Here is a 25,594-nt window from a genome sequence, read left to right on the forward strand (position 1 = left end):
ATGGTGGATGGCCCGCCCCCGGAGCATCCGAGGGCGGGCCGAGTGGGATCAGCCTCCGGCGACCGCAGACTGCGCCTGGGTCTGCGTGTTCTGCAGCAGCGAGTCGATGTTGGTGTCCTTGTTGGTGAGCACCGCCTGCACGACGTTGTCGAGGATGCCGTACACCTGTTGCGCCTGAGTCATCGGCTCGGGAACGAGGGGCAGCGTCGTGGTGGACGCCAGGTAGGCCTTGTAGTTCGCGCGCGGCACATTGATCTCGTCCTTGACCCAGCCGAGGTACCTGTCGTTCGTCGCGTTGTCGAACAGCTGAAGGCCGGGTGCCCCGACGGCGCTGCCGTCGGCGACGGACGCCTTGGCGGTCGAGACGGCCGTGGACTTGTCGAAGTACTGGCGGTAGTAGATCCAGTCGACGTACTTCAGTCCGGCGGTGATCTCCGCCTTCGTCGCCTTGGGCTTGAAGATCGCGATCGAGCCACCGCCGAGCGTGCCGAGGCCGCCCTTCTCCTGCGGCAGCGGCGCAAGGCCGAAGTCGTCCTTGTTCATCCCGTCGTTGGTGACCGCGAAGTTGTAGCCGTCGGAGCCGTTGACCATCATTCCCATGTTGCCTGCGGCCATCTGCTTGAAGACGTCGTCTTGGTTCAGCAGGAAGTTCGAGCCGAACGAGTTGTCGTCCCAGCGCATCTGCTGGTACAGCTCGAGAGCCTTCTTGGTAGCCGGGTTGTCGACCGTCGCCTTCTTGCCGTCGGCCGATTCGATGGTGTGGCCGAAGGCGTAGCTCAACGCGGTGAGTGACCAGCCGCCAGTGTTCTTCGTCGTCATGGCCGCGTAGCCCTGCACGCCGGTCTTCTCGGTGATGGCCTTGGCGTCTGCGCGCACCTCATCCCAGGTTGTGGGCGGCTTGTCCGGGTCCAGCCCCGCCTTGGTGAACAGGGCGCGGTTGTAGATCAACGCCATCGTGTAAGCGCCGATCGCAGCACCGTACGTCTTGCCGCCGGCCTGCGCCACCTTCGCCACGGTCGGGTTGACCTTGGATGCCTGGGGGTCGGCCTTGATCTCGCTCGTGATGTCGGCGACCTGGCCGCGCGCGATCAGCGACTGGATGTCGGTGAACGGAACGGAGATGACGTCGGGCATCTTGCCTGAGGCGACGAGTGCCTGGAAGGTCTGCGCGTCGTACTGCGTGGTGGTTGAGTTCACCTTGATGTTCGGGTTGGCCTTCTCGAAGTCGGCCACCTGCTTCTTGTAGACCTTGAGCGCAGCAGTCTGATCGCTGGTCGGCTCGTTCCCGACCGTGATGGTGATCTTGCCGCCGTCGCCGGCGTTGTTGCTGCTGCACCCTGCCAGACCGGCTCCGGCCATGGCGATGAGGGCAAGCGGGGCGATGGTTCGCCACAGCTTCTTCTTCATGATTCCTCACTTCGTTGTGGTGATTGCTTGGGTGGTGCTGATGTCTGTGCCGTCGGTGGGTTGCCGCCGGCACGTGGGTTCAGGGGGCGATCAGGCCGCCGTCCAGACCCCGGACCTTTGCCGCCCAGGCGTCGTGCCCGGACAGTTCGGGAGGGAACAGGGATGCCTCGCGCTCGTCGAGGTCGATCCCCCACCCCGGTGCGTCGTTGGGTCGAAGCCAGCCGTCTTCGATCCGCAGCGTTCCGGGGAAGACCGAGTGCACGGCATCCGGATAGTCATGGCCCTCTTGGATGCCGAACGCCGGGCTGGTGACGTCGAGCGCCACGTTCGCTGCGGCGCCGATCGGCGACGTGTCGCCCGGGGCGTGCCACGCCGTGCGAACGCCGACGAGCTCCGCGGCCGCGGCGATCTTGCGTGCGGGGGTGAGGCCGCCGAGATCCGAGACGTGTGATCGGATGTAGTCGACCCCGCCGCCCAGCACGAGCCGGGCCGCGTCGGTGACGGACGTCGTCAACTCGCCCACTGCGATGGGAACGGGCGAGTGCTCTCGCACCTCGGGCAGGCGATCCCAATGCTCGGGCGGCAGCACGTCTTCGAGGAAGAACAGTCGGTAGGGCTCGAGCGAACGGGCCAGCACGACGGCCTGCTTGGGGCTGAGGCGCGAATGCACGTCGTGCAGCAGCTCGACGCCGTCGCCCATCCTGCTGCGTGCCGCCTCGAAAAGCCGTGGCACGGTGTACAGGTACTCGGACGCGCTCCAGCCGCCAGGGTACGGCGCCCGCGGGTCGTTGATCTCGCGCGTCGGGCGGGCACCGTAGTGGCCGCCGCCCGGCTGACCGACCTGGATGCGCACGTGCCGCAGTCCGCGTTCGCGAAGCTCTTCGGCGTGGTCGATGGCCTCGTCGATGGAGCCGCCGTCGGCGTGAAGGTAGGTGTCGGCTGCGGCACGCACCCGGCCCCCGAGCAGTTCGTATACCGGCAGACCGGCCCGCTTGCCTGCGATGTCCCACAGCGCCTGGTCGAGACCCGAGATCGCGTTGTTCCCCACCGGGCCCTCGCGCCAGTACGACGAGAACCTGGCAAGGCGCACGAGGTCTTCGATGTCGGCGGGATGCCGTCCGATCACGAGACGTGCGAGGTGATCCTCCACGTAGCTGACGACCGCGCGCCAGCGCTGGGTGAAGGTGGCGCAGCCGAGCCCGTAGAGCCCGTCGTCACTGGTCGTCACCTTGACGATGACCAGCGGGATGCCCTCCGGCGCGGTCGCGATGGCCCGCACGCCGGTGATGCGCAGGTCGTCCCGTGACGGCCACGGTGCCGCGAAGGGCGAGGCGGGGATCTCGTTCACTGTGCGACCTCGGAGACGATCGCGGAGGCATCCAGCTCGTGCTTCGGCGCCCAGCCCAGGAGCTCGCGCGCCTTGCTCGTGTCGATGAGGCTCTCGCGGCCCGTGAAGTGCTTGCGACGCTCGACCCCGGGCGCGTAGCGGTCGAGCAGCGCCTCGGTGTCGTACGGAAGCCGGGTGTTGTCGGCAGCGAGAAGCATGGTGTGCGCCCCGCGCAGCTCGGCCGTCAGGCCCAGCACGATCGCGTCGACGGCGTCGTCGAGCACGAGATAGGACCATCCCTCGCGACCCAGCCGCGCGATCTCCTTCTCGTCGTCGAGCAGCTGCCGATTCGACTCAAGGATGGTCTCGCGGTCTTTGACGAGCGGAAAACGGAAGGCCACGATGCCCATGCCCCACCGGCTGCTCGCCCAGCGCGCCGTGTGCTCGTCGACCCACTTGGCCAGGGAGTACGCGTCGTCGTGCGCGATGGGGGAGTCCTCGTCGAGCGGGAAATACGCGGGCAGAATCGGATGCCGGTTCATCGGCACCCCGAACGCGTTGATGGAGCCGGCGATCACGGCCCGCGTCACGCCCGCTGCCCCGGCCCTGTCGAGCACCGTGAACGTGGCGGAGGTGTTGCGAACGAACAGCTCGCGGGCCGGCGCGAGGCTCGGGTGCGCGATGGCGGCCAAGTGGGCGACGGCATCCACGTCGTGCATCGCGTCGGCTACGGCGGCTTCGTCTGCGGCGTCGGCCGTGATCACACGCTCAGCGGGACTCGGGGCGTCGAATTCGAGGCCGAGCGCCGTGACGCGAACGCCCTCCGCCAGCAGATGCTCGACGAGAGCCCCGCCGATCATGCCGTCGGCGCCCGTGACAAGCACATGGCGCGGCAGCGGTCGGTGGGTCGGCGTGCTCTCGAGGGCCAACTGATCTCCTGTGATCGAAATCTGCGAAACTGCTTTCACAAGCAGATGCCGCAAACATAATCACACCGAGAATCGGTCTGTCAACTCAATTCCCGCACCGGTGGAAAGTCGGCGGGCGATGGAGCTCAGTGGCGGCTGGATCCGCCGAGCACGAGCGTGGGCGTCGAGTAGTGCTCGCCGGGAACCCGCTCGGTGAGCATGCTTGCCGCGCCGAGGCGGCCGAGCTCCATGAGCTCGAGATCGACGGAGGTCAACTGACGTGAGCCCTCCTGATCCACGACGGTGCCCTCCCAGTTGTCGACGCCGACCAGCGCGACGTCGTCTGGCACGCGCATGCCGGCGGCGGCGCAGGCATCCAGCGCGGCAAGCGCGATGTGGTCGTTTCCGCAGAAGATGGCGTCGAATTCGATCCCAGACGCCAGCAGCTCGGTCATCGACTCCTCGCCTTGCGGCCGGGTCCAATCGCCGTACAGCACGGGGGCGGTGAGCTCGAGGCCGGCGTCGGCCAGCGCGTCGCGCATGCCCTGTTCGCGCCGCTGGGCGGCGATGCTCGAGCGCGGGCCTGTGATGTGCGCAATGCGTGAGCATCCGCCGCTGACCAGGTGTTCCGTCGCGATGCGGCCCGCCAGGCGGTTGTCGGGCAGATACATCACGTCGTTCTCGTCGCTCGAGGCGGTGAAGACGTAGGTGACGGGGACCTCGAAGTGGTGCGTGAGCGATGGGGACGCGTGCTCGTGGCCGTCGCCGATCACGAGCAGGCCGTCGATCCGGCGCGCCTGCAACTCGCGGATGCTGTTGGCCATGGCCCGGCTCTCGGTCACGTCGCCGTCGTAGACCAGCGCAGCCTGGTTCTGGTCACCGAGCTGGAGCACGGCGCCGATTGTGACGGGCCGGGCGAAAGTGTTCTTCGCCCTGTGGGTGAGCACCCCGATGGTTCCGCTACGGCCGGAGGCGAACGACCGCGCGAGCGCGTTCGGCCTGAAGTCCAGCCGGTCGGCGGCGGCCTGAACGCGGTCGCGAGTGGCCTGCGAGATGCGAGTGCTCCCGTTCAGCGCCTTGGATGCCGTCGCGAGCGACACCCCCGCGACCGCTGCCACATCGCTGAGGCGCACACTTCTCCCGGTCTGCACGGTCACGAGCATATCGCCGAAGGGATACAACGACGTCGACTGACATGGCGGCCCTTCGCCGAAGCTGTGAAAGCGCTTTACCGGACGAGGCCGTGCAATTCCGAGGACCGCCGGTTCCTCGCAGCGCTGGGAGCGCATCCGCGTCGCCCCGCCCACCGCCCCACACCGTCGCCCAGAAGGCGCACCACCCCGCTCCGCCCACCCCCACCATCCCGCTCCGCCCACCCCCCCACCCCCAGAAGGTGCGCCACCCCGCTCCGCTGTCACAAAACGCGGGTGGTCGGGGGCGGCACCCGCAATTTGTGACAGCGGAAGGCCCGCGTGAGCGGGGGTCGCGCCTGGAGGTCTGAGCCCGTGTTCGGCGTCCCGCGGCGCCAAATCGCTTCCGCTGTCACAAAACGCGGGTGGTCGGGGGCGGCACCCGCAATTTGTGACAGCGGAAGGCCCGCGTGAGGAAGGGTGGTGGCGGCTCGCGGGCGGAACAGGGCTCGCCCCGGCGGCGGGCAGGGGCTCAGGCGAACGGGAGGCGGCGCGCGAACGCGCCGTTGTCGTTCAGCCACTCGACCGCTTCGCGCGTCGCCTGCAGGGACGAGTACGCGGGGGTGTAGCCGAGCATCCGGCCGGCTTTCTCGATGCTCATGGCGTGGCTTCTCGCGACGTGCTCGACCGTGGTCTGCGCGTGCTCCTCGCCCACCGCCGAGGCGTATTCCGAAAGCGGTATATAGCCAAGTCGGGCCTCGCTGCCGAACCAGCCGGCCGCCGTCTCCGCGAAACCGCGAAGGGTGAGGGCCTGCGGCGAGACGGCGAAGAACGCGTTGCCTGCAGCAAGCTCGGGATGCTCGATCGCAAGCTGGAACAGCTGCGCGACATCGTCTGCGTGCACGTGGTGCAGCATGCCGAGACCCGAGTCCGGCAGGATCACCTGCTCGCCGAACGCGAGCCGCTCCCAGACCGAGAGGTCGAGGTTGCCTGCGGGATTGATCACGTGCCAGCCGGGACCCGAGATGTGTCCCGGGTCGATGACGACGGCGGGCACACCAGCGGGCGTCCTTGATTGCCCAAGGAGGTAAGCCTCCAGTTGCGCCTTGCCTGTGCCGTACGTGCCCCAGCCGTTCAAGGGCGCGTCTTCGGTCGCCGGCACTTCCGTGAGGATGCCGCGCGACCAGATGGATCCGCAGCTGACGAGGATCCGCACGCGACCGCGCAGCGCGTCGACGAGCTGTTCGGCCGAGGCTCGCGTGAAGCAGATCATGTCGACCACGACGTCTGGGCGGAGCTCGGCGATGTGCTGCCCGAACGTGCCCGCCGCATCCTCCGCCTCGCGGTCCATATCGATGCGCTGCACGGATGCCCACGCCTCGTCGGCGCGATACGGCTCGCGTTGGCCGCGGCTCACGGCCACCACCTCATGCCCCGCGCGCACGAGCCGGGGAACGAGGTATCCGCCGACGTGCCCCGTTGCGCCGATGACGACGATTCTCATGGGCGTGCCTCCAGTCGTTCGTCCAGCCAGTCGAACATGCGCTGGTCCGTCAGAGAGCGGGCGAGCGGCTGGCAATGGAAGTCAGCACCCTCGGCGGCGGTGAACGGAACGAGCGTCGACACCGACTTGGTGAGCTCCGCGAGCCGCTCGGATTGTCCCGGCCAGAACTGCTCCCGCTCGGGGGAAGTGATCAGGAGCGGCGTCGTGATCTGGCCGGCGACGTCCCCGACGTTGTACTTGCGTACCTCCTGAAGGGTCTCCGCATAGCCCAGGTGCCCGTACGGCCGTGCGCGGAATGCCCACTGGCTGGCGGCATCCTTCTGGAATTCGAGCCCGAACTTCATGTCGCGCTCGAGCTTCTGCGTCTCGCCCTTGTCCAAGAGCTCGACGAGGCTCTTCGGCAGGTGATCGGTCCACGAGGTCGACACGTCGACGACGCCTGGGTCGACGATCGCCGCGGCGAACCGGTGCTCGAACGCGAGCGCTCGCGGCACCCAATAGCCGGCCTGGCTGATGCCGTACGCGGCGACCCGCGCGGCATCCACGCCCTCGAGTCCGAGCGCGAAGTCGAGCACCGGGGTGAGCACCGCCTCCCAGTCCGGGCGGAACGCGGTGTTCTGCTCGAACAGCATCGACTGCTGGCCAGGACCGTCGTACACGAGCACGGCGTAGCCGCGCCGAAGGGCACCGAACGCGCACGTCGCCCACATCGATGAGAGCGCCCCGTCGCTTCCGTTCGTGCCGATCAGCAACGGAACGCTTGCGGATGCCCCGCGTGGCCTGAACAGGTATCCAGGCAGCGTGCGCCCCTCGTACGGTATGGCCACTCGCTGCGCATCGGCCTCAGCCGTGGTGTCGACGAACCGGTCCCAGGCGGCGCGGTGCTTGCGGAAGACGGCGAGAAGGTCGTCCGCGGCGTTCAACCCGGACGCGGCGTTCACCGCGACGGCGTAGTAGGTGGATGCCCGCAGGTACGCCGACGACGCGCTGACGGTGTGTGCGTGCTGGGCGGAGGCATCCGCCTGAGCCGCGATGCGATCTCCGAGTGCGAGCCAGGCGTCGAACCAGTCACGGGCGTTCTTAGGGCCGACGTCGTCCACGGCGGCGAGCACTTCGCCGACATCGGCCGCACCCGAGTATGCGCTGCCGAGCACGGTGCGCAGCTCGAAGTCGAAGTCGTCGTTGGCTGAGAACCCCCGACTGAATGTGTGTCTCGCGGCCGCCATTGGTCTCTCCTTCGCCGCCGGCCTCCCCTGATAGCCGATGCGCGTCATTCCAGTATTGCGAACCGGCCCCGGGCGGTTGAGCCCCCCGAGACGGGCACGGCCGTCGTCGAGTCTGCTGCTCCACGCTCGGCGCAAGCCCTCTCCCCGACGGCGCGCGGAGCGATAGCGTGCTCGAATGGACGCCGAGCAGGTCACAGAACGCATCGCGGAACACGGGGAGGGCCCGATCTGGGACTCGGATCGCGGCAGGCTCCTGATCGTCGACATCATGCGCGGCGAGGTGCTCGACCTGCGTGATCCGACCACCGGCCGCGTTGAGTCGGATGGCATCGCGCGCTATCACGTGGGCAAGGTGGCCGCCGCTCTGCGTCCGAGGTCGGCTGGAGGGTTCGTCGTCGCCACCGAGCACGGGTTCAGCCTCTTCGACCGGGACTTCGTCGCGGAGCGGGCGGTGCCCGACGTCGTGACGGATGCCGGCATCCGCATGAACGACGGCGGCTGCGATCCGCATGGCCGGTTCTACTGCGGAACCATGGCCTACGACGAACAGCCGGGGGTGGCGAGCCTGTATCGGCTGGAACCCGACGGTAGTACGAGCGTCGCCTTCGACGGGGTCACCATCTCGAACGGTCTGCAGTGGAGCGCAGACGGCGGCACGGCGTACTACATCGACACGCCTACCCAATGCGTCGACGTGTTCGACTACGACGGCGAGAGCGGCCAGTTCACCAACCGGCGCCGCTTCGCCGAGATCGACAAGTCGCAGGGCTCGCCCGACGGCATGACGATCGACGAGGAGGGCGGCCTCTGGGTGGCGCTCTGGTCGGGCGGCAAGGTGCACCACTACGACCCGGACGGCTATCTGACCGACGTGATCACCGTTCCCGGTGTGAGCAACACCTCGGCGGTCGCGTTCGGTGGACCCGATCTCGACGTGCTCTACATCACGACCTCCCGGCAGGGGATCGCCGACGGCGAGGAGCCGGCCGCAGGCTCGGTGTTCGCGGCGCGGCCCGGAGCCCGGGGACGCGTGCTGCCGACGTTCGCAGGGTGAGCGTCGGGTAGGACACGGTCTTCCAAGAATGGCGCGAGTGATTCAGCTCGTGTTGACTGCCATTCGACCGAATCGAACAAGGGAGTTCCGTGTCTGAAACGACGCCTACCTCCGTGGAGCTCAGTGCCGCGTATGTACGCGCCGGATTCGACGCGCTCGTACCCACCGACCTGCTCGCCGACGAGGTGGCGCAGCGACGCGAGTCCGGCTACGACGTGGACGACGTCGTGCTGGCGGCGAACTCGACCGACCCGGCCGATCGCGACGCCGTCCTCGCGCTCGTCGATGCGATGGAGGATGCGCCGCGGCGCGCCGACTGGGCGTACGACGAGCCCGAGGGCCTGGACGGCATCCGTGCCGCCGTCTCGCCGGCATCCGCGGCCGCTGTGGACCCGCGCGGCTACGCGGACCGCGTGCTCGCCGCCTGGCTCGGACGCATCGCCGGCTGCAACATCGGCAAGCCGGTCGAACGGGGCGACCACTGGACGGTGGAGAGGATTCGCGACTACCTCACGATCGCCGACGCCTACCCGCTCACCGACTATGTGCCCAAGCTCGATCCGGTCCCCGACGGCTTCGAACTGCGCGAGAACTGGCCGGAGACCACACGAGGCAACGTGAACGGATCCGCCCGCGACGACGACATCGACTACCCGATCCTCGCGCTGCATCTGCTTGAGACCCACGGCCGCAGCCTCCGGCCGGAGGATGTCGGCGAAGCGTGGCTCGGCCTCTTTCCGCTCAAGCAGGTCTACACGGCCGAGCGGGCGGCGTACATCAACCTTGCGAACGGGGTCCCGGTGCCTCGTACCGCCTCGTACCGCAATCCGTATCGTGAGTGGATCGGGGCGCAGATCCGCGGTGACGTGCCCGGCTACGTGAATCCCGGCTCGGTGTGGGATGCCGCGGCGCTCGCATACAACGACGCCACCCTCTCCCACACGGGCAACGGTGTGTACGGCGAGATGTGGGCGGCGGCGCTCTGCGCGGCAGCCTTCTCCGCGGCCGATGCACGGGAGACGATCGTCGCTGCCCTCACCGTCGTGCCACCGCGCTCGCGCCTGCACGAAGCGGTGACCCGCGTTCTGCAGCTGCACAGCTCCGGTGCCACCTGGGAACAGGCGGTGGAGGAGATCCACTCCGCGTACGGGCACTACTCATGGGTCCACACGATCAACAACGCCGCGGCGGTGACGGCGGCCCTGCTCTGGTCGGATGGCGATTGGATGACGGCGGTCGGCCGCGTCGTCATGAGCGGCTGGGACACGGACTCGAACGGCGCCACGGTGGGATCCGTGGCCGGCATTCTCGTCGGTACTGCCGGACTTCCCTCCCACGTGATCGAACCGCTGCACGACCGCACGCGGTCGGCGCTGTTCGGCTTCGACAACTCGGTCATCTCGGATCTCGCCGAGCGGACCATCGCGTTCGCAGGCATCCGATCGTGAACGCAGACGAACACTGCAGCGCTTCAGCAGATGCTCGCGGCAGGTGAGTGGGGAGACATGACGGATACGAGGCCGCCGGCGCGCATCATCGTGGTCGGCTCGGCGAACCAGGACTACATCGTGAGGGTGCCGGCGCCTCCAGCTCCCGGTGAAACGATCCTGGCCACGGGCCTGTTGGTGCAGCCGGGCGGCAAGGGTGCGAATCAGGCGGTTGCCGCCGCTCGACTGGGCGGCGACGTGAGCTTCGTCGCGTCGGTCGGCGACGACGAGGATGGCGCTCTTCTGCTTCGGCAACTGCGCTCCGAGGGCGTCGACACGGCGAACGTGGAGATCGTCAGCGGTGTCCGCACCGGACTCGCACTCGTGTCTGTGTACGAGGGCGGGGAGAACTCGATCACCGTCGTTCCTGGGACCAATTTCGCGCTGACTCCCGAGCGTGTCACCGACGCCGTCACCGCTCTCGCCGGCAACGCCGAGGAAGCGGTCATGGTGGTGCAGGCGGAGGTGTTGCCGGAGATCGTCGAGGCGTCGATCACGTCTGCCAGGCGGGTGGGCGCCCGTGTCATCCTCAATCTCGCGCCCTACCGCGGGGTCTCGGCCGAACTCTTACGGGAGTGCGACCCACTCATCGTCAACGAGGGGGAAGCCGGCGCCCTGGTCGGTTGGGACGTGCACGATGTGCCGACGGCAGCGAAGGCGGCGGCGGTGCTGAGAGGACGCAGCACGTCAGTCGTCGTGACGGTCGGCGCAGAAGGCGCCTATTGGGCAGACCAGGTCGCGGAGGGACACGTCCCAGCGCCGCAGGCGGCAGAAGTGGTGGACACGACAGGTGCGGGGGATGCGTTCGTGGGAGCGCTCGCATCCGAACTGGCACGAGGAGCGTCGCTGCAGGACGCAGCGCGGCTGGGCGTGCGTGCAGGAACGTTCGCCGTGCAAATGCCAGGAGCGCAGTCGTCGTACCCGACGTCGGCAGACCTGGGCATAGAGCCTGCCGCCGCATCCGAGAGCACGACGCCGGCACCTAGCCGCTGACGCGCTGTGGCGTCGGGCCTGATGCGGCCCGCACGTTGGCGACCGAATCGGGGACGGCTCAACCTCGGCTATGCGCGGTTCGCGCGTAGGTGCGCCGCCCGCGGAACCGCAGGGTGGTGCGCAGCAGCGTGGCGGCCAGAGCCAGCACCACGATCGTCGCCACGAAAATGATCGTCGCCGTGGCGTAGACGGCCGGCGTCGCGCCGTACTGCAGCGTTCCGTATAGGTAGACCGTGAGCACGTTCACCGTCGGCGTGGAGAGGAAGTTGGCGATCACGACGTTGTCGAATGCGAACGTGTAGGCGATGAGTGCGGCTGCGACGATCGCCGGTCCGAGTTGAGGCAGCACGACGAGGCGCAGGGTGGCGAAGCGGGATGCTCCCAGGTCGGATGCGGCATCCTCCACCGCCGCTTCGAGCGTCAGCACGCGCGCACGGATGACGAACGCGACCACCGAGATGCTCGGCGGCGTGAGCGCTGCGATCAGTGTGAACTCGCTGAGCGGAATGCGAGTCTCGGTGTAGAAGAGGAGCAGCGAGACGCCGAGCACCGTGTCGGGAACGATGAGCAGGATGTACGTGAGCGCGCCGAGCAGACGGCGCACGCTGCGATTCGGGTTGCGGGCCAGCTCGAAACCGAGCACGGTGCCGATCACGACGGCGATCACGGCCGCCCAGAACGCGACGACCAGGCTCGTCTGGGTCGCCTGCGCGATGGTCGGATCCGTCACCGCCTGCGCGTACCAGTCCCACGAGAAACCCGTGAAGGCCGAGGTCTGCTTGCCCGCCACACCCTCGTTGAACGAGTACACGATCGCGGTCACGATGGGCGCGAACAGGAAGACCACCGCTAGCCCGAACCAGAGCCACAGCGCGAGACCGGTTGCCGCACGGGTGCCCCGCCGAGCGTTGTCGGCCGTCGCTTTCGGCCGCAACGGCGCTCCTGAGGCGCCCGAAAGTGACGGCGGAGTCGAGGATGCCCGTTGCCCACCCTCGTAGCGCTGCTCCGCGGTCATGCCTCACCACCGTCGCCGGTCGCTTCGAAGCCGCGGGTGAGTCGCACCAGCAGGCCCACGATCACCGCGATCACCAGCACGAGCAGCACGACCATGGCGGAACCGAGAGCGTAGTTCTGCGACTGCACGTACTGCGCCGAGATGGCCTGAGCCAGGAACAGCCCCTTGTTGCCGCCAAGCAGCACAGGGATCACGAGTTCACCGAGCATGGGCACCGCCGTCAGCAGCGCAGCCGTCGCGATGCCGGGCCGGCTCAGCGGCACGATGACGGTCCAGAACGTGGCAGAAGGGGACGCGCCCAGGTCCTGACTCGCCTCGACCACCTCCGGTGGGATGCGGTCGAGCACCACCGCGAGCGCGATCACCGCGATGGGCAGGTAGACGGCGATCGTGCCGATCACGACGGCCGGGATCGAATCCAGCACGGTGAGAGGCGAGTGGAGCAGGCCGGCCGCGCGGAGCATCCGTTCGAGCGGACCCCCCTGAGCGAGCAGGATCTGCCATGACATCACCCGGATCAGCAGGCTCGCCAGGTATGGCACCAGGATGAGCCCGAAAGCGACGAGCTTGAACCTCCCGCTGCGGCGGGCGATGGCGTACGCGATCGGGTAGGCGAAGAGCAGGCAGAGGGCGCTGCACCCGATCGCGAAGGCCAGCGTGCGCAGGAACGTCTCCAGATAGAGGGGTCCGAGCGCCTGCGCATAGTTGGCGAGTGAGAAGCCGAGCGTGACCGATCCGAAGCCGCTCGTGCCGAACGAGTAGACGAGCGTGAAAGCCAGCGGAACGAGGAACAGCACTGCGAGCCAGGCGAGCGGGATGGCCGCCAGCACGTGGTCGCCCGTGTTGCGTCTCACAGTCCCTCCTCGCACCGACCCTATCCAGCCCGTCGCGTCGACACCGGGACCGTTCAACCCAGCACCGAAAACAGCAGATGTGACTGAGAACAGCAGAAGACCTGCTGTTCTCAGCGCGAGAGCGTGATCACTGCTGTTTTCGGCGGGGCTGGTCAGCGGGCCGGCCCGCTGGCCTGCTGGTGACCGTAGTGTGCTGGTGACCGTAGTGTGCTGGTGCCCGTAGTGTGCTGGCGCTCGTGGTTGGTGCCCGAGCCTGCCGGCGGCGTGGTCTGTCGCTACGCGCCGGCGGCGGCCTGCACCTTGTTCTGGATGTCTTGGAACGTGGGATAGGTGTCGGGGTTCACGATGAAGCTCGTGAGCTTGTCGAAGTCGACGTTGGGTCCGCCGAAGATGAGCTCGGATTGCTTCACATTCGACGGCACCTTGTTCTTCAGCCCGTTCAGCGACGCCGGGTAACCGAGATAGACGGTTTCGTTGACCTGCACGGTCGGCGTGAGCTGGTACTCCAGGAATTGATAGGCGCGCTCGACGTCGGGCGCGCCCTTCGCGATCGAGAAGCTGTCCACCCACAGCTCGCTCGTCGGTCCGGGAACGACCCACTTGAGCTTCGGGTTGAGCAGGATGGCGTTGCGCGCGTACGCCTGGTTGGCCTGCGCGAGCACGATTGCCCCGCTCGCCATGGCATTGGCATCGAACGCTGAGAACGTCTTGACGTGCTTGGCGAAGCCGGTGAGAAAGTCCTGCGTGCCCTGAATGTCGCTGATCTTCTTGGTGTTCCAGTCCTTGCCCTGGATCCACAGCGCCGGCCCGACGGTCTCTTCGGCCGCGCTCGTCATGCGGATGCGCCCGCTCACGCCCGGCTTCGCGCCCGCGTCGAAGAAGTCCTGCCAGGTCTTGATCTCGCCACCCGTGGCATCCGGGTCGTAGACGACACCGAGCAGACCCCAGTCCTTCGGGATCGAGTACTTGTTGCCCGGGTCGTAGTTGCGGTTGAGCAGCGACTGGTCGAGGTTCTTGAGGTTGAGACGGCCGTGGTCGAGCTCCTCGAGCAGGCCCTTGTCGGAGATCTGCTTGATCCAGCTCGACGACGGAACCACGACGTCATAGCCGGCACCGGCCGCAGAGTTCAGCTTCGTGTAAAGCGTGTTGTTGTCGGTGTAGGTCGAGATCTTGGGCGTCACGCCGTACTTCTTGGCGTACGCGGCGAGATCGGCCTTCGAGAAGTAGTCCGGCCAGCTGTAGATGTTCAACTGGCTCGTCAGCTTGGCGGATGCCGTTCCCGACGATCCCGACCCAGGCGACGAGCAGGCCGCGAGGAACGCGGCAACCGGGGTGAGGGCCGCGGCACCCAGAACCGTGCGACGGCTGACGGTTTTGGCGAGCGTGGAGTCGACGCCTGCTCCGGCTGACGTGCTCATGTCGGTTCCTTTGCTGTGGAATCCGCCGCGGCGGCCTGCATGACGGGTCAGCCGCCCCGGACGCTGGACGTGAAATAGGGATGCCTCAACCCTCAAACGTAGTGAACGCACCCGGCAGTGGAGCCGTAAGCGGTCACCCGGCGTAACGCGGTGCGGGTTCGCAGCAGGGGCGACAGCCAATAACGCACGTCGTGAACCTCGGCAACGGGGCTGGCGATGTCGCAGGCATCCGAGAGGCTTGATGGGTGGGGAACGGATATCGAGAAGGGACCACGAGGGCCGACACGCTGAGCCGGGCACGTCGGCGCTGGACGCTCCTGGCAACCGGGCTGGGCTTCGCCGTGGTGCAGCTCGACGTCAGCGTCGTGAACGTTGCGATCAAGCCGATAGGCGACGAGCTCGGCGCCGGCGTCGCGGCCCTGCAATGGATCGTCAGCGCCTACACCATCGCGTTCGCGGCATTCATTCTCAGCGCCGGCGCGCTCGGCGACCGGATCGGCGCAAAGCGCGTGCTGATCGGCGGATTCGCCCTCTTCACCATCGGATCGCTTGGCTGCGCCCTTGCGCCAGGCATCGGCCTGCTGATCGCGACCCGCTGTGTGCAGGGCATGGGTGCTGCGGCGCTCGTGCCGTCGTCGCTCTCCGTGCTCTCGCACACCTACACGGATGCCCGCAGCAGGGCCGGCGCCATAGGCATCTGGGCGCTTGGGGGCAGAGCGGCGCTCTCCGGCGGTCCGCTCGTTGGTGGAGTGCTCATTCAGACACTCGGGTGGCGGTGGATCTTCTACATCAACCTTCCGCTCGCCCTGTTCGGCATCGCCGCCGTGGCGTTCGCGGCCAGAGAGACCACACGCACCACGACGCGGAGGCTGGATGCCGCCGGCCAGGTGCTCGCGGTCGTCACCCTCGGCATCCTCACCGCGGCGATCATCGAGGGCGGTGAGTTCGGCTTCGCGAACCCGTTCGTGGTGACTGCGCTCGCCGTTGCCGTCTGTGCGGGGGCGGCGTTCGTTCTCGTTGAGCGGCGCTCGCGGCATCCGATGCTGCCGCTGGGTCTCTTCCGTTCCCGTCTGTTCCGCTGGAGCGTGACGATCGGACTGTTCGTGAACATCGCCTTCTACGGCTTCATCTTCGCGCTGAGCCTCTACTTCCAGCGCGTTCAGCACGCATCCGCCCTGCTCACCGGTCTCGGCTTCCTGCCCATCACCGTGGCAGTCATGCTGAGCAACGCGTACGCGGCCCGATTGCAGGACCGCTTCGGAAGCGTGGCCTGCGTCGTGGTGTCCGCCGCCGTGATCGCCGTGTGCGCAGGCGGGCTTTTGTTCGCCGATCCGGGCATCCCGTACGCGGCGATCGTCGCGCAGCTGGTCGGCCTCGGAGGTGGTCTCGGAGTGATCGTGCCGATCATCACCTCGACGGTGCTCGCGAGCGTCGGCGCGGAACGGTCGGGAATCGCGTCGGCGACGCTCAACACAGCCCGCCAGACGGGCAGCGCACTTGGTGTCGCCGTCTACGGATCCCAGCTCGGCCGATCCATCGTCGGCGGCCTGCGGGTCGATCTGCTGATCACCGTCGCGCTCGCGGCGCTCGTGCTGTTGTGCGGCACACGCCTCGGCGAGGCCCGGGACGGACGCCCGGCCTAGCCGGCGTCAATCGAGGACGGGCGGTTCCAGATCGCGCAGCACCGACTGAAGGTCGGTTTCGTCGAACGCGGTCATCGACGAGTCGAGCCGGATGGCGTGATAAACGTGGTCGACACGTTCCACGTAGCCGACGAGACACCGCGCGTCGTTGGAGGGGAAGCGTGGGTCGACCACGCACCAGCGGTTCGCCCCGATGCGCTGCAGTGCGACATGAACCGTGGACTCGTTCGCCTCCGGCTCTGGCAACGGCTGGGGCGCGCCGGAGTTCGGCGCGGTGTTCTGCGTCATGCCTTCAGATAACGTGCTCTCGTACATCGTTCCCAGGGGTTGCCCTTCTCACCCGCGTGTGACCCGGATGGTCTTCATGGTCGGATCTGCGGCGTCGGGGATCACCATGCCGGCCTGCACGCCGGAGGTGAGATAGTCCAGTACCGCCGACTTGATGCGCTCCCCGGGCAGCAGCATCGGGATGCCGGGCGGGTATGGCGTGATCTGCTCGGCGCAGGTGCGGCCGGCGGCTTCCGAGCACGGTACGACCTCCACCGGCGTGCCGGTTGCACCATCACCGTCTCCAAGTCCGAGGGTGACGGCAGGTCGATCGCAGGCGGAGCAGGCATGCCGGCAGCGGCATCCGCGAGGGCCTCCAGGGATTCCACGAGCCGGTCGACCGTCTCGTCGTCGTCGGCCTGCGACAGAAGAGCCTCGATGCGCCGGTGGTCGCTCGTGCCGGTGTCGATGCGCCGGTTCTCGCGCAGCCAGTCCTGCGCCTGGTAGCCCGAGATGCCCAGTTCGCTCACATCGATGAGGATGTGCATGGGGTCGAGATCATGGGACGCCTCGACGCTGAGCAATTCGTCGTGCAGCACGACCATGCCAGGGATGCCCGGAATCCGCTCACGCGTCCGCTCGGTCAGCTGCAGCGCGGCATCCAACAGTTCCCGCCCGTGCTGCACCATCTGCCTGCGCCAGCCGTCGATCGCCGCGTACAGCAGCACGTTCGAGCTCGTGCTCGCGAGCACGTCTGCGCACTGCTGGAGCCGCACCGGGTCGACGAGGCCGCCCTGCAGGTGGTACACCGACCCCTGCTCGAAGCCCATACCCATCTTGTGCACGCTGACGACGCAGATGTCGGCGCCGGCATCCATGGCCCAGGTGGGCAGGTCTGGATGGAACGGCAGGTGTGCGCCCCACGCCTCATCGACGATGACGGGTTTGCCCCTGCCATGCGCGAGATCGACGATGGCCTTGAGGTCGCCGCACGTGCCATAGGGCGTCGGGCTCGTGACGAAAACGGCCGAAGCATCAGGATGCCTGTTCAGGGCATCCTCCACTTGCTCGGGCCCGGGCGGGTGGGCCAAGTGCAGCTTCTCGTCGTAGCGGGGCGTGATCCACCGCGGTTGCAGGCCGGAGAGCACAAGTCCTGAGATGACGGACTTGTGTGCGTCGCGGCCCATGAGGATCTCACCCTCGCCGCGGGTGACGGCGAGGATGGAGGCCTTCACCGACAGGGAACTGCCGCACGTGGAGAAGAATGCGTGCTCGGCGCCGACGGCATCCGCCATCAGGTTCTGCGCCTTCTTCAGGTAGCCGTTCGACGACGAACGGTCGTCGAGGCCGGACGTGGCGAGCACGTCGTTGGCCATGGCATCCCCGAGCACCTCGACCACCCGCGGATCGGCTCCTCTGCCCTGCCGGTGTCCCGGTGGAGTGTATCCGTAGCGACCTGAGGCACGATGTTCGGCCAGCGCGTCGAGCACTGGCGCTTCGTCGTGGTTCATGGTGCTCGTTCCTAATGCGGTGCCGGGAAGACTCGATGTGCGCAGGCGATCGGCCCGCGAACCGCCATTACGTACGGATGCGGCGGCGCGACTCAAGCGCGCCGCCGCATCAAACGAACTCGGACGGTGTGGATAAGGCCCTGCGGGTCAGACGTTCCTTCTGATGAACCGCATGAGTCCGACGATGATGGCGATGATCAGCACGATGATGCCGATCCATAGCAGCCAGCTCGCCACTTTGATGAAGATCCCGAGGAAAAGCAGGATCAGTCCCACAATGAGCAGAATCACAGCCAAAGCAACCATGTGAGTCACCATGGCAGTAGCTGAACAAGTGCGATACCCCTTGCGAGAACCCCACCTTCTGTGATTTGCGGCCATCAGCCTTTCGAGACATTGCGCCAGTCGTCGCTTTCGATCACCGCACCTGCCTGACTGCCCATTTGAAGCATCCCGCCGTCGACGACCCATGACGCGCCCGTCACATACGAGGCGGAAGGCGAGGCGAGGAACGCGATGACGGCTGCGACCTCTCCGGCGGCGCCCGGCCGGCCGAGCGGGATGCCCGCGCGATGCGTTGTGCTGACATCGGCATCCGTCGCGTCGTTCATGGGTGTGGCGATCTCGCCGGGGGCGACCGAGTTCGACGTGATGCCGTAGTGCCCCAATTCGATGGCGATGGTCTTCATGAGCCCACCGAGCCCGTGCTTGGCGGCGTCGTAGGCGGCGAATCCGGCAAGGGGCTGGTGTTCGTGCACACTGGTTACCGCGATGAGGCGGCCGCCCCTCCCGCCATCGACCATGCGCCGCGCGGCGCGCTGGATGCAGACGAAAGCGCCGTCCAGGTCGGCGAGCACCGTGGTTCGCCAGGTGTCCCAGTCGGTGTCGAAGAAGGCGGGTCCGCCGTTGATGCCCGCGTTGTTCACGAAGACGTCCAGCCCGCCGAGACGCTCGGCCAGGTCGTCGATGACGTCTCCGCACTGCGGCGCCTCCGTGGTGTCGAGCCGAGTCACCTCGGCCGCGCGGCCCAGCTCGCGCACGAGTCGGGCCGTCTCCTCGGCGCCGTCGGCGTCTGAGTGGTAGGTGATGCCGACATCCATTCCGGCCCGGGCCAGCGCGACAGCCGTCGCACGGCCGATGCCGGAGTCGGAGCCCGTCACGATGGCCGTGCGCGGGCTGAATTCCGAGCCTGGGACGCCGGAACCGCTCGTTGCAGAGGTGTTCTGATTGGTATCGCTCACGTGGTCGTCCTTTCGTGTCGCGAAGCAGGCAATCGTGTTCCCGCCGCATGCGAAAGGGGTTGCGGCGGCCCTGCGCCCGCCGAAGGCACACGCCGTTGCCCGCCGACGGCAGCCGGCGGCGGGTCAGTATGCGCTGCCGCCAGTTGCCTCGCAACGGCTGGCCGGCATGCGCACGAACCGGTGATGTTGATGCCGAACGTTTGCAGTCCCGAAAGGAAGAAGCATGAGCGACACGAACGGACAGCCGGACCCCGACCTGCGCACCGAGCCGCTGGAGGGTGAGCCGTTGCCCGACCAGCACGTGCCGGCCAAGACCAGCACGGCCGAGGAGAACCAGGCGGCCGATCAGGTGGACGAGGAGGACCGTCCGCGGCCGTCGACGGATGCCGAGACGCAGGAGGACACCGTGTCGGGAGGCCCGGCCGACTGAGCATTGGTGGCCGTCGTCAGCGTCCCACGTACTTCATGTGCTGGGCGCCGTAGCGGTCTCCGTGTACGCCTATGCGCGCGGCGAGCGCGTCGAGGTCTGCCAGGTCGTCGGCCGACAGCGGAACCGAGGTGGACTCCGCGTTCTCGCGGATGCGTTCGACGCGCCGCGTGCCCGGAATCGGCACGATCCACGGGTCCTGCGCCAACAGCCAGGCAAGCGCCACCTGCCCGGGCGTGGCCCCTCTCGCGGTCGCCAGCTGCGCGACGTGATCGACCAGGGCTTGGTTCGCCGCCCGGTTCTCCTCTTCGAAGCGCGGGATGGTCGCACGGATGTCGCCGTCGCCGAAGGTCGTCTCCTGGGTGACCGCGCCCGTCAGGAATCCCTTGCCGAGGGGGCTGAACGGCACGAATCCAATGCCGAGTTCGGCGAGGGCGGGCAATATCTCGCTTTCGGGGTCACGGGTCCACAGCGAGTACTCGCTCTGCAGCGCGGTGACGGGAAAGACGGAGTGTGCCCGGCGAATGGTCTGCGCGCTCGCCTCTGAGAGCCCGAAGTGGCGCACCTTGCCGGCGGCGACCAGTTCGCCCACGGTGCCCGCGACATCCTCGATGGGCACGTCCGGGTCTACCCGGTGCTGGTAGAAGAGGTCGATCGCGTCGGTGCGGAGCCTGCGCAGGGATTCGTCGGCGACGCGCCTGATGTGATCAGGCCTGCTGTCGAGCCCGCTGAGCCCGTCGGCGCCGAACCGCCAGCCGAACTTCGTGGCGATCACGACCTCGTCGCGTACGGGCTGGAGCGCTTCGCCCACGAGCTCTTCGTTGGCGAAGGGGCCGTATGCCTCTGCGGTATCGAAGAATGTGACTCCGGAGTCGACCGCCGAGCGCAGAACGGCGATCATGTCGTCTCTGCTGCCGGGGTTCGGTCCGTAACTCTGGGACATGCCCATGCATCCGAGGCCGACCGCCGAAACCGCGAGACCCTGGCCGAGCGTGCGAGTGTGCATTGAAAGTTCCTCCGTCGCTGCCTGAAAGCCTTCGAAGTGGCCGGCCACGGGCCACGATCACGAAAGTACGCCGGGACGCCGCTCGACGGGAGGCCCTGCCAGTACACCCTTCGTCCAGGGGGTGCTACACCGGCCGTCACGAGTAGCGCCGGCGCCCGATACAACTCGCCCGGGCATCGCGCAACCACTCGACGCGGCTGAGACAGGCTGTGCAGAATGCCGCACGTGTTCAGCCCGAAGAAGTCGCTCGCCGTGTCCGCCCGGTCCCGCCTGATTCCCTTCCGTTCCCGCGCAGGACATCCAGCGGCCGAGGCGGTGTACGGCATCGATCGGTTGGTGCGTGATGTGCAGCATGGGCGCTTCGAGCGCAGCATGTCTGCACTGACCGCGGTCGGCGCGGCCGTGACCACCGCCGAGATCTATTTCGAGCACGACAAGGCGAGCTTCGGCGACAAGTGGATGTGGGCTCCCATCGTCACCGGCCCGGTCGGCGTCGTGGCGGGTGTCGCGGGCTTCGCGAGTCACAGGCTGGCCAAGACCGCGCTGCCCGTGGCGGCGGCGATCATCCTCGCGAACGGGCTGCAGGGCGTGTGGCTGCACGCGCGGGGCATCCGGCAGAAGCCGGGTGGCTGGAAGAACTTCCGCTACAACATGGAGATGGGGCCGCCGCTCCTGGCGCCCCTGCTCGTCACGCTCGTCGGCGGCATGGGTCTGCTCGCCGCGCTGCTGCGGAGGGAGCGGTGAGCAGGCATCCACGCAACCGGCCGAAGAGCACGCTCCCGCTATCGCCCGAGAACGGCGGGGGGCGCTTTCCAGGCTTCGACGTGATGGGACAGGAGCCGCATTGGGACGGCGCGACCCGTGCCGCCATTCACGCCCGCCTGCACGGCCAACCGGCGGTGCGGTTCTTCACACAGCTCGAGGTGGCGACGGCGAAGTGCCTGCTCGACCGGCTGGTCGGGCAGCGTGCGGAGCCAGGGGACGAGACCGTCGACCTCGCCCGCATGGTGGATGCCCGCCTCGCCGAGAACCAGACCGACGGCTGGCATTACGACACCATGCCGCGCGACTCGGAGGCGTGGCGAGCATCGCTTCGAGCTCTCAACGAGGATGCCCACGACCGTTTCGGAAGCGACTTCGCCGAATGCGATCTCGATCAGCAGCGCGAGCTCATGGAGGCTGTGCGCACCTGGGGCGAGGATCGCTGGCACGAGCTGCCGCCGGCCCAGGTGTGGAGCCTGTGGACGCGCTACGCAGCCACGGCGTTCTATTCGCATCCGGCCGTGTGGAACGAGATCGGCTTCGGCGGGCCCGCGTACCCCCGCGGCTACAAAGATCTGGGCATCGACAGGCGTGAGCCGTACGAGGTGAAGGATGCCCGCCCGAGCGACGACCCGCTGCGCAGGCCCGGCCCGCCGCAGCACGGCAAGGGCGGGGCACGCCGCACGACGGGCCAGGGCGGAAGCGCCGCAGCCTCGGGGCGTGACAGCGGCAACGAAGGCCGTCCAGGCGGGCACGACCGCGAGCAACACGACGAGCAGCACGGAGATCACTCGTGACGGTGCGCGAACGCAACGAGTCCGCCTGGCTGCTCACGCCGCGGGGTGCCATCGACGAGAGCCTGCGCAGCAAGATGCGGCACTTCGACGACTCGGACGAGCTCGATGCGGTGATCGTGGGCTGCGGCGCTGGCGGTGCCACCATGCTGCAGCGGCTGGCCCGCTACGGCTGGCGCGTCGCCGCGCTCGATGCCGGCCCGTTCTGGGATCCGGAAGACGACTGGGTCAGCGACGAGGCGGCGTCCCACATGCTGTATTGGACCGAGCCCCGCGAGATCGGAGGCAACGACCCGGTGCCGCTCGGATCGAACAACTCCGGCCGCGGTGTCGGCGGGTCGATGGTGCACTACGCCGGGTACACGCCCCGATTCCATCCCAGCGATTTCCACACCCAGACCGTCGACGGCGTGGGCGCGGACTGGCCGATGGACTACGCGGATCTGCAGCCGTACTACGAGCAGATGGAGGCCGAACTGCCGGTCGCGGGCGAGGACTGGCCGTGGGGCGACCCGCACGGCTACCCGTACCGGCCGCATCCGGTCGGCGGGAACGGCGAAGTGTTCCTGCGTGGAGCGGAGCGGGCGGGCATCCAGGCGAAGGTTGGCCCCGTCGCGATAGCCAACGGGAGGTTCGGCCATCGCCCGCACTGCATCTACCGCGGGTTCTGCCTGCAGGGCTGCAAGGTGAATGCGAAGGCGTCGCCCCTCATCACCCATATTCCGGATGCCCTCGAGCACGGCGCGGAGGTGCGCCCCGACAGCATGGTCACCGGTATCGAGGTGGACGCCCTCACCGGCAGGGCGACAGGTGTGCGGTACGTGCGCGACGGGCGGGAACGGTTCCAGAAGGCATCCGTCATCATCGTCGCCGGGTACTCGATCGAGACGCCGCGGCTGCTGCTGAACTCGGCGTCGGCTCGTTTTCCCGACGGGCTGTGCAACGACTTCGACCAGGTCGGCCGCTACCTCATGGTGCAGGGGGCTCCGCAGACGGCGGGGCGGTTCGACGCGGAGATCCGCATGTACAAGGCGCCGCCGCCGGAGGTGAGCACCGAGCAGTTCTACGAGACCGATCCGTCGAAGCCGTACAAGCGCGGCTTCTCGGTGCAGACCGTGTCGCCGCTGCCCATCACCTGGGCCGAGCACGTGATGGCGCAGGGCTATTGGGGCGACGACTTCCGCAACTACATGAGCGACTACGTGCACTGGGCGTGCCTTGGCGCGCTGTGCGAGTTCCTTCCGCTGCCCGACAACCGGGTCACGCTCTCGGAGGAGAAGGACAGGCACGGACTGCCGATCGCGCACTTCTCGTACAGCCAGTGCGACAACGACAGACAGCTGATGGATGCCGCGACCAAGGTGATGGAGAACATCCTCACCGCGGCAGGCGCCGACGAAGTCATCACGATCAAGCGATACGCCCACCTGGTGGGCGGCGCGCGCATGGCCGCCGATGAGGAGCACGGCGTGGTGGATGCCGACTGCCGCACCTTCGCGGTACCCAACCTGTACATCGCGGACGGCAGCGTGCTGCCGACGCAGGGCAGCGCGAATCCGGCGCTGACGATCATGGCCATCGCCGCCCGCGCAGCCGACAGGATGGCCCGCCGGTGAAGTGCCGCTGGTTGAGTAGCGCGCCGGAGGCACGCGTATCGAAACCGGGCCCCGGCGGGTTTCGATACGTGTCGCTGCGCGGCGCTACTCAGCCCGCGGTGGGGTCGCTGCGCCGGCGCTACTCAACTCGTGATGATGCGTGAAGACGAAGGAGGAGACACATGGCTGAGACGGTCAGCGACGTTCTGATCGAACGACTGAAGGACTGGGGTGTTACCCGGGTTTTCGCGTTCCCGGGCGACGGCATCGGTGCTTTCGACGGTGCCCTTGGCAAGGCCCAGCGCGAGGGCCGCGGCATCGACTACATCAGACCGACCCACGAGGAGATCTGCGCCCTCATGGCGACGGCGCACGCCAAGTTCACGGGTGAGGTGGGCGTGTGCGTCGCCACGTCGAGCCCCGGCGGCTTCCACATGCTCAACGGCCTCTACGACGCGCAGATGGACAATCAGCCCGTCGTCGCGATCGTCGGCCAGCAGGGGCTCGCCTCGCTCGGCACGTTCACCCAGCAGGAGAGCAACCTCGAGCGCACGTTCCAAGACGTCGCGTGTTACGTGCAGACCATCGTGAGCCCCGCACAGGCAGAGGCGGTGCTCGACACCGCGTTCCGCACCGCCATCGCCCGACTGCAGCCGGCCGTGGTCATCCTGCCGCACGACGTGCAGGCCATGAAGGCTGTCGCGCCGCCCGTGAAGCACTGGGTCGCACGCGCGAGCCGGGTGCCGGCATCCCCGGCGATCAGGCCACCCGAAGCGGAGCTGCTGAAGGCTGCCGACATCCTCAACGCGGGCGAGCGGGTCACGTTCCTCGTCGGAGCCGGAGCGCAGGGAGCGACCGATCTCGTGCTTCGCGCGGCGGAGCTGACCGGCGCTGGCATCATCACGGCGCTGCGGGGAAAGGATGTCATCCCTGGCGACGTCCCTCACCACACGCAGCAGGTTGGTCTGCTCGGGTCGCTGCCGAGCCTGCATCAGATGCACGAGTGCGACACCCTGCTCATGCTTGGCACGAACTATCCGTACGGGGAGTTCCTGCCTGAGACCGGCTCGGCCAGGGCCATCCAGGTGGATCTGAAGCCGGAGCAGATGGGCATCCGCTACCCCACCGAACTCAACCTCTGGGGCGACGTGAAGGCGACGCTCGAAGCGCTCATCCCGATGTTGAAGCCCAAGGAAGACCTCTCCTGGCAGCGCAAGGTGGCAGACGAGATGCGCGGCTGGGAGCGCGAGGAAGAAGCGGAGGCCATGGCCGGGTACGAAGACGGCGCCAACCCGCGCCGCTTCTACTACGAGCTGAACAAGCGGCTGCCAGACGGCGCAATCGTGACGGCGGATGCCGGCACCACGGCCGACTGGTACGCCCACCACCTGCGCTTCAGGCGGGGCATGCGCGGAGATCTCTCCGGACGACTCGCCACCATGCTCGCCGCGATGCCCTACGCCACGGCCGCGAAGTTCGCGTTCCCCGACCGCCCCGTCATCTGCACGATCGGCGATGGTGCGTTCCAGATGCTCGGCATGAACGAGCTCATCACCATGAAGAAGTACCTGAGCAGGTTCCCGAACAAGCAGTTCGTCGTGCTCATCATGCACAACGACGACCTCGGCCAGGTGTCGTGGGAGATGCGCACAGAAGACGCCAACCCGGTGTGGCGCACCTCGCAAGACGTCGAGTCCGTCGACTACGCCGGCTACGCACGCCTGCTCGGGTTCCAGGGCATCAGGGTGGAGAAGGACGAGGATGCCGCGCAGGCGATCGAGACGGCGCTCGCCCACGACGGGGTCACCGTGATCGACGCGATCGTGAGCCGCAGCATCCCGCCGCTGCCGCCGCACATCACGAAGGAGTACGCGAAGAACACCGGGCTGTCGCTCTTGAAGGGCGACCCGTTCGAGCTCGACGTGATCCGCGACTCCGCCACGGCGCTCGCCACCGAGGGCATCGAGCGCGTCAAGGGCGCCCTGCACATCGGCGGAGACAAGAACGACGCAGACCGGTGAGGAC

23 protein-coding genes and 1 pseudogene are annotated in these 25,594 nt (G+C 67.7%); 9 read left to right on the forward strand and 15 right to left on the reverse strand.

What is annotated here, in order from left to right:
* Positions 1-48: 48 nt before the first annotated feature.
* The 6 genes from ACO2Q7_RS12035 to ACO2Q7_RS12060 form a co-directional block, all read right to left on the reverse strand.
* Positions 49-1,407: an ABC transporter substrate-binding protein gene (locus tag ACO2Q7_RS12035; RefSeq protein ID WP_423355834.1), complete on the reverse strand. Its 1,359-nt coding sequence runs from the start codon at positions 1,405-1,407 to the stop codon at positions 49-51.
* Positions 1,408-1,486: 79 nt separating this feature from the next.
* Positions 1,487-2,755: an enolase C-terminal domain-like protein gene (locus ACO2Q7_RS12040; protein WP_423355835.1), complete on the reverse strand. Its 1,269-nt coding sequence runs from the start codon at positions 2,753-2,755 to the stop codon at positions 1,487-1,489.
* Positions 2,752-3,663 carry an NAD-dependent epimerase/dehydratase family protein gene (locus tag ACO2Q7_RS12045; RefSeq protein ID WP_423355836.1) on the reverse strand — a complete coding sequence of 304 codons (912 nt, stop codon included), beginning with the start codon at positions 3,661-3,663 and terminating at the stop codon, positions 2,752-2,754. The genes ACO2Q7_RS12040 and ACO2Q7_RS12045 overlap by 4 nt, the downstream gene beginning before the upstream one ends.
* Positions 3,664-3,788: 125 nt before the next feature.
* Positions 3,789-4,799, reverse strand: a complete 1,011-nt coding sequence (locus ACO2Q7_RS12050; protein WP_423355837.1) for a LacI family DNA-binding transcriptional regulator — start codon at positions 4,797-4,799, stop codon at positions 3,789-3,791.
* A gap of 505 nt (positions 4,800-5,304) precedes the next feature.
* Positions 5,305-6,276 (reverse strand): NAD-dependent epimerase/dehydratase family protein, encoded by a 972-nt coding sequence (locus ACO2Q7_RS12055; protein ID WP_423355838.1) that lies wholly within the window; start codon positions 6,274-6,276, stop codon positions 5,305-5,307.
* Positions 6,273-7,502 (reverse strand): alpha/beta hydrolase family protein, encoded by a 1,230-nt coding sequence (locus tag ACO2Q7_RS12060; protein WP_423355839.1) that lies wholly within the window; start codon positions 7,500-7,502, stop codon positions 6,273-6,275. The genes ACO2Q7_RS12055 and ACO2Q7_RS12060 overlap by 4 nt, the downstream gene beginning before the upstream one ends.
* A 175-nt stretch (positions 7,503-7,677) precedes the next feature.
* Here ACO2Q7_RS12060 and ACO2Q7_RS12065 point away from each other — a divergent pair, with 175 nt between their 5' ends.
* From ACO2Q7_RS12065 to ACO2Q7_RS12075, 3 genes are all read left to right on the forward strand, one after another.
* Positions 7,678-8,556, forward strand: a complete 879-nt coding sequence (locus tag ACO2Q7_RS12065) for an SMP-30/gluconolactonase/LRE family protein (RefSeq protein WP_423355840.1) — start codon at positions 7,678-7,680, stop codon at positions 8,554-8,556.
* 89 nt (positions 8,557-8,645) lie between these two features.
* On the forward strand, positions 8,646-10,004 hold the full coding sequence (locus tag ACO2Q7_RS12070) for an ADP-ribosylglycohydrolase family protein (protein WP_423355841.1): 1,359 nt from the start codon (positions 8,646-8,648) through the stop codon (positions 10,002-10,004).
* Between the two features lie 57 nt (positions 10,005-10,061).
* Positions 10,062-11,036 (forward strand): ribokinase, encoded by a 975-nt coding sequence (locus ACO2Q7_RS12075; protein ID WP_423355842.1) that lies wholly within the window; start codon positions 10,062-10,064, stop codon positions 11,034-11,036.
* A gap of 58 nt (positions 11,037-11,094) precedes the next feature.
* On the opposite strand, the gene ACO2Q7_RS12080 is transcribed toward ACO2Q7_RS12075, so the two are convergent.
* The 3 genes from ACO2Q7_RS12080 to ACO2Q7_RS12090 form a co-directional block, all read right to left on the reverse strand.
* Positions 11,095-12,051, reverse strand: a complete 957-nt coding sequence (locus tag ACO2Q7_RS12080) for an ABC transporter permease (protein ID WP_423355843.1) — start codon at positions 12,049-12,051, stop codon at positions 11,095-11,097.
* Positions 12,048-12,905 carry an ABC transporter permease gene (locus tag ACO2Q7_RS12085; RefSeq protein ID WP_423355844.1) on the reverse strand — a complete coding sequence of 286 codons (858 nt, stop codon included), beginning with the start codon at positions 12,903-12,905 and terminating at the stop codon, positions 12,048-12,050. The genes ACO2Q7_RS12080 and ACO2Q7_RS12085 overlap by 4 nt, the downstream gene beginning before the upstream one ends.
* A 275-nt stretch (positions 12,906-13,180) precedes the next feature.
* A complete protein-coding gene (locus ACO2Q7_RS12090; RefSeq protein ID WP_423355845.1) occupies positions 13,181-14,323 on the reverse strand; it encodes a polyamine ABC transporter substrate-binding protein in 1,143 nt (380 codons plus the stop codon).
* A gap of 245 nt (positions 14,324-14,568) precedes the next feature.
* Between ACO2Q7_RS12090 and ACO2Q7_RS12095 the strand changes: the two genes are divergently transcribed.
* Entirely contained in the window at positions 14,569-15,966 is a 1,398-nt protein-coding gene (locus ACO2Q7_RS12095) for an MFS transporter (RefSeq protein WP_423355846.1), read from the forward strand.
* Positions 15,967-15,972: 6 nt separating this feature from the next.
* Here the strand turns inward: ACO2Q7_RS12095 and ACO2Q7_RS12100 are convergent, their stop codons facing one another.
* The 5 genes and pseudogenes from ACO2Q7_RS12100 to ACO2Q7_RS12120 all read right to left on the reverse strand — a co-directional run bounded on the left by ACO2Q7_RS12100 (position 15,973) and on the right by ACO2Q7_RS12120 (position 18,985).
* The gene (locus ACO2Q7_RS12100; protein ID WP_423355847.1) at positions 15,973-16,254 is read right to left on the reverse strand and encodes a hypothetical protein; all 282 of its coding nucleotides are present in this window, start codon (positions 16,252-16,254) and stop codon (positions 15,973-15,975) included.
* A 48-nt stretch (positions 16,255-16,302) separates the two neighbouring features.
* Positions 16,303-16,509, reverse strand: a complete 207-nt coding sequence (locus tag ACO2Q7_RS12105; protein WP_423355848.1) for a hypothetical protein — start codon at positions 16,507-16,509, stop codon at positions 16,303-16,305.
* 194 nt (positions 16,510-16,703) lie between these two features.
* Positions 16,704-17,744: pseudogene (locus ACO2Q7_RS12110) on the reverse strand (aminotransferase class I/II-fold pyridoxal phosphate-dependent enzyme); the annotation flags it as partial.
* Positions 17,745-17,891: 147 nt separating this feature from the next.
* Positions 17,892-18,050 (reverse strand): hypothetical protein, encoded by a 159-nt coding sequence (locus ACO2Q7_RS12115; RefSeq protein WP_423355849.1) that lies wholly within the window; start codon positions 18,048-18,050, stop codon positions 17,892-17,894.
* 74 nt (positions 18,051-18,124) lie between these two features.
* Positions 18,125-18,985: an SDR family oxidoreductase gene (locus ACO2Q7_RS12120; RefSeq protein WP_423355850.1), complete on the reverse strand. Its 861-nt coding sequence runs from the start codon at positions 18,983-18,985 to the stop codon at positions 18,125-18,127.
* 223 nt (positions 18,986-19,208) lie between these two features.
* Between ACO2Q7_RS12120 and ACO2Q7_RS12125 the strand changes: the two genes are divergently transcribed.
* Complete coding sequence (locus tag ACO2Q7_RS12125; RefSeq protein ID WP_423355851.1) at positions 19,209-19,415, forward strand: hypothetical protein; 207 nt, start codon at positions 19,209-19,211, stop codon at positions 19,413-19,415.
* Positions 19,416-19,431: 16 nt separating this feature from the next.
* Here the strand turns inward: ACO2Q7_RS12125 and ACO2Q7_RS12130 are convergent, their stop codons facing one another.
* Positions 19,432-20,418 carry an aldo/keto reductase gene (locus ACO2Q7_RS12130; protein ID WP_423355852.1) on the reverse strand — a complete coding sequence of 329 codons (987 nt, stop codon included), beginning with the start codon at positions 20,416-20,418 and terminating at the stop codon, positions 19,432-19,434.
* Between the two features lie 225 nt (positions 20,419-20,643).
* Here ACO2Q7_RS12130 and ACO2Q7_RS12135 point away from each other — a divergent pair, with 225 nt between their 5' ends.
* From ACO2Q7_RS12135 to ACO2Q7_RS12150, 4 genes are all read left to right on the forward strand, one after another.
* Positions 20,644-21,162, forward strand: coding sequence for a hypothetical protein (locus tag ACO2Q7_RS12135; RefSeq protein WP_423355853.1), 519 nt, complete (start codon positions 20,644-20,646; stop codon positions 21,160-21,162).
* Entirely contained in the window at positions 21,159-21,977 is an 819-nt protein-coding gene (locus ACO2Q7_RS12140; protein WP_423355854.1) for a gluconate 2-dehydrogenase subunit 3 family protein, read from the forward strand. The genes ACO2Q7_RS12135 and ACO2Q7_RS12140 overlap by 4 nt, the downstream gene beginning before the upstream one ends.
* Positions 21,974-23,590, forward strand: a complete 1,617-nt coding sequence (locus ACO2Q7_RS12145) for a GMC family oxidoreductase (protein WP_423355855.1) — start codon at positions 21,974-21,976, stop codon at positions 23,588-23,590. Before ACO2Q7_RS12140 ends, ACO2Q7_RS12145 begins: the two co-directional genes overlap by 4 nt.
* Before the next feature lie 161 nt (positions 23,591-23,751).
* On the forward strand, positions 23,752-25,590 hold the full coding sequence (locus ACO2Q7_RS12150; protein ID WP_423355856.1) for a thiamine pyrophosphate-requiring protein: 1,839 nt from the start codon (positions 23,752-23,754) through the stop codon (positions 25,588-25,590).
* Positions 25,591-25,594 lie beyond the last annotated feature (4 nt).

This window comes from Rathayibacter sp. KR2-224, assembly GCF_049446075.1.
Classification (GTDB): Bacteria; Actinomycetota; Actinomycetes; order Actinomycetales; family Microbacteriaceae; genus Humibacter.